Below are 7,621 nucleotides of genomic sequence, written 5' to 3' on the forward strand. Positions count from 1 at the left end.
CGACGTCAAATCGAACATCAAGTCCATTCCGGGCGTGGCACGTGCCCAATGGGACCCAGCTTTCGAGGGAAAAAAACGTGTCAAATATTGTATGTGAACGTGACACGGACTGCAGGCGAAAGTCTTTGCGCGCACCGTCGTCGATTTTCGTTCCGAGCACAAATAGCGGGGCGCAGTTGCCTTGGTATACTATCTACCCAACAATACAGGAGTTTTCTCCAGAAATCGGCGCCCACACTTATGAGCAATGGCTGAGAAGCCAGGGAACTGATGACGCTGTCTCGCTCTATCTCCACATTCCATTCTGCCGCTCGATGTGCTGGTATTGTGGTTTTCCGACTAGCATCACTCGTCGGGACACTTTGATAACCGATTATCTAGCAATGCTGCGCGAGGAAATCCGCCTGGTCGCCGAGCAAGTGCCGCAGGCACTCTCCGTGGGTGACGTGCACTTTGGCGGCGGATCCCCGACCATTATGCCATCGGCAGACTTCCTATCGCTAATGGAACTCCTGCGCGGCCGTTTTGCGCTTGAGCGAGGTGCAACCATTGCCGTTGAGGTCGACCCGCGCACGTTCACCACCGATATGGCCGAAGCCCTAGAAAGAACCGGTGTGAATCGCGCAAGCGTCGGTGTGCAGAGCTTCGATCCCGTCGTACAAAAAGCGATCAACCGGATTCAGAGCGAGGCGCAAGTGATGACCGCCGTCGAAAACCTCCGCCTGTATGGGGTCAGGCGTATCAATTTCGACTTGATGTTCGGTTTGCCGAACCAAACCGTCCAGTCCTGTCTCGAGAGCGCTATGTTAGCTATTGCGATGCGTCCCGACCGCCTCGCGGTTTTCGGTTACTCCCACGTTCCATCTTTTCGAAAAAATCAGCGCTTGATTGACACAGCAGCACTGCCCGATATAGCCGCGCGAGCTGAGCAGGCCTCAGCCATGGCCGATACGTTAGTTGCAGCAGGCTATCTGCAAATTGGTCTCGACCATTTTGCTTTGCCGGCTGACGAGCTTGCAATAGCACAGAGAGCTGGTCGTCTGCGCCGAAATTCGCTTGGTTACTCTGCCGAAACCTGCTCAACTGTCATCGGTTTGGGCGCGTCCGCCATTGGTCGTTGCGGCGACGGTTACGTTCAAAACGATCTCACGCAAAGCTGTTATAACCGGAACATAGCATCCGGCCGCTTGGCGATCTCAAGGGGCTACCGTTTAACTACCGAGGATCGCGTAAGAGCTGCAATCATCGAACAGCTCATGTGCTACTTGGAGGCGGACATATCAGCAATCTGTACGGCTCAGGGATTTGATCAGACCCATCTAGTGAGTTCAGCTAAGCAGCTAGAGATTCTGGCTGAGGATGGAATCGTTGAATTTGACAACGGTTTAGTCCGTGTGCGGCACGAACGTCGCTCTGCCCTTCGCCATGTCGCTGCCGCGTTCGATGCTTATCTTGGCCGCCAGCCGATCTAGACTTGCAAACGGAGGGCCTTGGAGTGATCACATAATCGAGCTCGAGTTCGTCGAGATGTTAGGCAGGAGGCAAGCCCCCAATTGCTCGATTTTAAATCGATCGCTGAATTCGCAGTCCATGGCATGTGTCGGTCTCGATCGCGTCACAGTTCAGCTCTCGCCACTGGCAAAGAAATCCGCCGTCAAATATCGTGAAAGGTCTGGCGCAGCACGGCTTCACCGGCTCGGTTGCGCGCGCCAACTTGAAGCAGGCGACACCTTCGTTCAAAACGGACCAGACGCCCGGACAGTTCAGCTTGACGCCACCAATGCGGCTTCGATTGCGCAGGCGGCGGAGACGCGCATCCAGGAAACCTGCGGCAGGCTCGATGTTCACAGTGGCGATCGAGCGCGGTTAAATGCCTAGAACATGGCCTAAACACTCTTGTCGTTGATCTCGACGAAATGGGACCGTGTTCGGACCCCAATTATTTGTCCTTGCCCTACACAGGTGATGCTGCCGCTGGCTCCACTACATGCCCGGGGCGACAGGTTGTTGCACTGCGACAGTTCACCGTTCAAACCGCTCCAGCATTGTTCTCAACTGCGCGTTTTGCAGCCTTAGCTTTCTGGCTAGCTGCCCCCTGAGCACCCTGATGTCTTCGTCGAGGCTCATCTGGTCCGCAGTGTGAACTGCCGGGGCAGCGTTTGCAATCGCGGCTGATGCCTTCTTACGCGGGGCGACCTCGAGAGTTCGCTCGAGCCCCGTAGCATCGTGCCCAGCGGCGATGTCGGTACCAAGCCCGCCGAATGGAGGTGGATCGGCCGCCTCAACGTTTTTGGCATCTTGGCCTTCGACCTGATCGTGGCCACCGATTCCGACTTCTTTAGAAACAACAAACTCGGTGGAAATTGCAGGAGAATGGCCGTGACGGGGAGGCCCCTCGCTTGCCGGTCGAACGGCGCTTATCAGGCTCTTCTCGGCAGGCGTTTCGGTCGGACCGGCAATGGCCAATGTGTCCGGCGTAACCTTCTGGTCCGAGCCGTTTTCTCGCTTTTGTTCGCGACCCGGTGAGATCAGTCGGGCAAGAAGTTTCCAGGGAGACGCCATCTATCCGACCTCGCGTTTTATCCCGCAAGCAGGCAGTGAGTTTGGGGTCCGGCAACAGCATTACCGTTGCCGAATTGTTTGTCTCGATAAGAATGTAGATACGGTCGCTTATTGACCGGCTGCTTATATCAATCGAGCTTGAGCCGTTTGCGCAGATCTTCATTTTCAGCGCGAAGTTTTTCAGCAAGAAGCTTGCGCAGCCGCTGATTTTCCTCTTCCAACTGCAAAATGTCTGCCATTTCATCGCTCGCCGTCATCGGGGCAGCCGGCGCTGCCTGCACAGCCTTTGGAGCACGGCGCACAGGTGCGCGTTTGGCGCTCGCCGTGGCTTCGATAGCCTTTGTCTTGCGCCCTCTCCTCTTCACACCACCGTCCCCGGCCAGCGCAGCTGCCGGCTCTGCCGTAGCGTCAGCTAACGCGGTCTCGAGTGCCGCGACTTTTTTGGCGCGCGGTTTGCGCTGTTTCTTCGGCGCATTAGGCGTTTCGACAACGGTCTGTCCATCGACCTTGGTTGTCGTATTAGTCTCGTCGGCCATGCTCATCTCCTGTGTATCTGATGCAGTTGTCGACGGCCCGAGAGGCGCTGTCAACAACTGCTCGGCCTGATCTTGTTCCGGCAAAGACATTTCGCTGTCGGGTTTGCCACTCTGAGAGCTACCTGACAGAAAAGGCAATGCCTCTTCCTCTAGATCGCGCGCGACTGACTTTAGATCCACATTGCCCCAGATCGAGTTCGATCTGGCATCAAGTTTTCGCCTGCCGTTCTTGTACTCGACGGCAAAACTGCGTTGCACTTTTTTCAATGTAAGAGGCCTTGGAGAATCCACGGGGTGGCTGATGTTATGCTGGAACAGCACGAATAGCGCCTACCGGACTACCAGTCTATACCCACGGTCTAGCCTGAGGCCAATTTTTAGCGCCGCATTATTTTTTTGGAGTTACCGCGGCCTCTGCCGATTTATCGTCCCGGTCCCTAAAGTGGTGAAGGAGCCGCGCACCAACCCAGGCTTCTCTTTCGTCGGCTGGCGCTTCAACGACCAGATGCTTCGCACTTACGCCGGGGAAAATGTTGAAGCGCTTGGCCCACGTTTCGCAGCACTCGCAGCGGCAGTGCTGACCAAGGCCGAACGCAGTTTCCTTGCAGCTAGCGCCGCCATTAGGCTCATTGATGTGCCGAGACGAACATGCGGCTTGGCTTTGTCGGCTGAAACAAGAGTAGCGAAGGAGTGTTGCTTTTATGACAAGACACGAGGAGTTTGTCGGTCGAATGTCACAGGCGGATCTGCCTTGCACACGGCCGCCATAGAGAGAAGGATGGGGTCGCCGCTCGCTTCACTGCTGAGTCACGCCATCGTTTTCGTGAATGCATTCCATCCAAACAATCGATTTTACTGATCGAAACGGTTGCCATTAGAAGACGCTGAAGAAGCGTTTTGTAAAAGCCGTAATTCGGAGTTCTTAAAATGGGTCCTCGGGTGCCGTGGAGACTGTGCTGGGAAAACGAGATGAGGCAGTCGGTCTGCTGCCTGGTCTCGATCGTTATCTTGCGTTCGACGTGATCGGGTAGAATCTTGGTCGTTGCTTCTCGACGTTTCAGTGGGCTCTCACGGGACGCACTTTTGCCCCGGTCGATGCCGCCTCCTATTCGTCTTCACCGCGCGCTGGTCATCTTTCTACTGCTTCCCCTTCTCGCGTTGTTGCAGATCGGTTCTCACGCCGTGGGCGCCGTTCGACGTGATTATCAATGGCGGTCCCACCGCGTGGGAGCTGAGTTCGGTACTGGCGCATATGCGAATGACGGAGGCCGGCGGCGGAATTCTGTGTGCTATGCCTCGGAGCCAACGCAGGCGCACTCGCCGCTGCAAGGATACGGTCTGCGACCTTTGCAGCGACCACCAAACGTCGTTGTGGCTGTCGGGCGGAAAGATGAAGGACTGGGTAATGTGGATACGTTACGCGGCGTTACTGCCCAAATGCTTCGGTCTGGGGCTCTGTTAGCGCCGATTGTCGGCAATCTCACCGATCCGGTCACGATCTGATTTCGGCTTCGACCCGTGAGCTCTAGCTGCACTGTCAAGCGCCACCCTATGAAACTACGAAAGCCGTGGCCAGGCCAGAGCGACCTACCTTTCGAAACGAACTGGAGAGCAACATGCTGTGTCTAGGGCTCAGTGGCGGTCTAAGCAGAGTCTACGAAAATTCGTTCGATCTACCGAACACCTTTATGCACGATGGGGCTGCGGTTCTCGTTCGCGACGGGCGAGTGATAGCGGCGGTCGAGGAGGAGCGCCGTAACCGGATCAAGCACTCCAACAAGCTACCAACGCGTTCGATTCAATATTGCCTCGCATCTGCAGGTGTTCACCTGAGCGACATCGACCGCATCGCATATTATGCGACCGAGGCCTATTGCAACGCTGTGCTCGAGCGCGTGCGCCTCTCTCACCCAAGCACCCCAATACCGGATGCGAGACTGTTGTTGTGCGGATTACTCGGGCAAGAATTTGGTGCCGAAATTGATCCCTCACGTGTGTCCTTCGTGAGCCACCATATGTCGCACGCCGTGAGCTCGTTTTTCATGTCGGGCTTCGAGCGAAGTTTGGTCCTCTCAATTGACGGCGGTGGAGACTTTCTTTCGGGGCTTTTGGCGATTGGTTCCAGCACGGAGATTGAGCCACTCGTGACATTCCCGGAGAATGATTCTCTAGGGCTGCTATACTTGGAAACGATCCGCTACCTAGGTTATGGCGCGTTCGATGAATATAAGATCATGGGTCTGGCACCTTACGGCAATCCCGCTTCGTATCGCGAGATCTTCGAACAATTTTACGAACTCCTAGACGACGGTGGTTATCGGGTCCATCTCGACCGAGTTGGTCCTACGTTGCTCAGTAACATTCAAATACGCCAGAAAGGCATGCCGTTCACGCAGCAGCATAAAGATGTGAGTGCTTCACTGCAGGAAGCACTGGAACGGATCGTGTTCCACGTCCTACGGCATTACACCAAGGTTACGGGCATCGAACGACTGTGTTTGGCCGGAGGAGTGGCTCACAACTGCACTTTGAATGGCAAGCTGCTGTACTCGGGGATGTTTGACGACATCTTCGTGCAACCGGCTGCCCATGACGCTGGCTGCGCACTAGGCGCCGCATTGATGGCGTCTCATGATCTGGGGCATCCGGCACCTCGTGAGCGTTTGCAAAACGTCTATTGGGGACCCGACCTGGAGAGCGAAGGAAGCGTGGAGGAGGAACTTTTTGCTTGGGGCCAGCATCTCGAAATTGAACGCAGTGATGACGTGACAGGCAAAGCAGCCGAATGGATTGCTGATGGCGCCGTGATCGCCTGGGTGCAGGGGCGTTCGGAGTTCGGTCCACGGGCGCTAGGCAACCGGAGTATTCTTGCTGATCCGAGGCCGGCGTCAAACAAGGATCGAATTAATATGATGGTCAAGAAGCGGGAAGGCTACCGCCCATTTGCTCCCTCGGTATTGGAGGAGGACGCCGTGGAATTTTTTGATCTGCCAGGTACCTTGCGCAAATTTCCTTTTATGAATTTCGTAGTGTCTGTGCGCGAACCCAAGCGTAGTTCGCTAGGCGCCATCACGCACGTAGATGGTACGGCTCGTTTGCAGACAGTGTCACGCGAGACAAATCCCGCATATTGGGAGCTAATCAATGCTTTCGGGAAGCGAACCGGCGTTCCGATCTTGCTCAACACGTCGTTTAACAACAACGCCGAGCCGGTAGTGGATTCGGTTAGGGATGCCGTAACGACTTTTTTGACGACCGACCTGGATGCACTTGTGATCGGTCCATTTCTCGTCAAGAAGCGAATCTCAACGATGGAGGAGTGGAATAAACTAGCAGTTTCCTTGCCACCTTACGCAAGTCTCCATCAGGCGCGTGCATATTCCACCCTGGATCGGCAAGAGACTGTATGTGAGATCCGCACAGGCGCCTCCAGCCTGCAGGCCGTGCGTATTTCACCGGAGTTGTTTGAACAGCTAATTAGGATTGAGGGAGAAGCCCTGGTTGGCGACATTTTGGATGGAATCGCGCCGGTTTCAGGTAGTCGTGAGACTTTCCTAAATGAACTTCGGCAGATTTGGGAGCAGCGTTGCATATGCTTAAGCCCGGTACGTGGCCGCAAATCACAGGTATCCGTCCCCGCTGGGGCCTCGGTGAGTAGTGGGCTTTCAGCATAGCTTGGGGTCGCTTCGTTACGCCAAACAAACTCGCGAATAACAAAGCCCGCGACCGACAATGCGCCGTGCCCACCTAATCGCACGGGAAGCGTCAACAACCATGTCGAAAGAAGGGCCAAATGGCTCGGTATTTCAGTGATATCCTGCCCGAGCTCGTTCAGCAGGGGCACTTCGAAAAGTTAAGGAGACTGTGATGGATCCGGTGTGTGAGTTAAACGTACATCGACAGATCGTTTCGCTTCTCGATAAGCCTAACCCTGTAATCTTTGACATTGGGTGCAATGACGGAAGCGATGCTCAACGCTTTCTGCGCCTTCTTCCGAGCGCCCAGCTCTATTGCTTTGAGCCAGACCCCAGAGCCGCTGCACGCTTCAAGGAGAAAATGGGTTCTGATCGGGATCGGATGAGGCTATCCGAGGTTGCGATCAGCGACCGAAACGGGATGATCGAGTTTCATCCCAGCAATGGCAATGACAGCGCTAAGGAATGGGATCTCTCGGGCTCGATACGCCGTCCCGAGAACCATCTTTCTGAGTACGAGTGGGTTCGGTTTGACCCTCCGATTTCGGTTGAGACTAGGAGGCTGGATGACTGGTGCAGCGAAGCTGGCCTAGAGAACATAGATCTCATCTGGATGGATGTGCAGGGAGCCGAGGCCGACGTTATTGCCGGTGGCAATCAGATCCTGATGAGAACGCGTTACATATATACTGAGTATAGTGATCATGAGCTCTATGAAGGCCAGCTTCCCCTGCGCGCCATTCTTGATCTCTTACCTTCCTTCCAGATGGTAGTTGAGTATCCCCGAGGAGTGAACCGCCCCCAAACGTTGGACCAGCGCAGGCTAGA

General features: G+C 55.3%; 5 protein-coding genes. 3 read left to right on the forward strand and 2 right to left on the reverse strand.

Annotation, left to right across the window (positions count from 1 at the left end):
• The first annotated feature begins 125 nt into the window (after positions 1-125).
• Positions 126-1,472 carry an oxygen-independent coproporphyrinogen III oxidase gene (gene hemN, locus CO655_RS32665; protein ID WP_097667943.1) on the forward strand — a complete coding sequence of 449 codons (1,347 nt, stop codon included), beginning with the start codon at positions 126-128 and terminating at the stop codon, positions 1,470-1,472.
• Between the two features lie 550 nt (positions 1,473-2,022).
• Here hemN and CO655_RS32675 read toward each other — a convergent pair.
• The gene (locus CO655_RS32675) at positions 2,023-2,562 is read right to left on the reverse strand and encodes a hypothetical protein (RefSeq protein WP_097667944.1); all 540 of its coding nucleotides are present in this window, start codon (positions 2,560-2,562) and stop codon (positions 2,023-2,025) included.
• A 128-nt stretch (positions 2,563-2,690) separates the two neighbouring features.
• Positions 2,691-3,365 carry a transcriptional regulator gene (locus tag CO655_RS32680; protein ID WP_097667945.1) on the reverse strand — a complete coding sequence of 225 codons (675 nt, stop codon included), beginning with the start codon at positions 3,363-3,365 and terminating at the stop codon, positions 2,691-2,693.
• A 1,349-nt stretch (positions 3,366-4,714) separates the two neighbouring features.
• On the opposite strand from CO655_RS32680, the gene CO655_RS32695 reads away from it, so the two are divergent.
• Positions 4,715-6,772, forward strand: a complete 2,058-nt coding sequence (locus tag CO655_RS32695) for a carbamoyltransferase (protein WP_097667946.1) — start codon at positions 4,715-4,717, stop codon at positions 6,770-6,772.
• Positions 6,773-6,965: 193 nt separating this feature from the next.
• Positions 6,966-7,621 (forward strand): FkbM family methyltransferase (locus CO655_RS32700; RefSeq protein ID WP_097667947.1); only part of this gene is annotated, 656 nt, incomplete at its 3' end.

Source organism: Rhizobium sp. M1 (assembly GCF_002531805.1).
GTDB classification, from domain to species: Bacteria; Pseudomonadota; Alphaproteobacteria; order Rhizobiales; family Rhizobiaceae; genus Rhizobium; species Rhizobium etli_C.

Excerpts from the sequence above, each read along its gene's own strand:
- CO655_RS32675 (WP_097667944.1), bottom strand. The coding sequence starts at position 2,562 with ATGGCGTCTCCCTGGAAACTTCTTGCCCGACTGATCTCACCGGGTCGC.
- CO655_RS32695 (WP_097667946.1), top strand. The coding sequence starts at position 4,715 with ATGCTGTGTCTAGGGCTCAGTGGCGGTCTAAGCAGAGTCTACGAAAAT.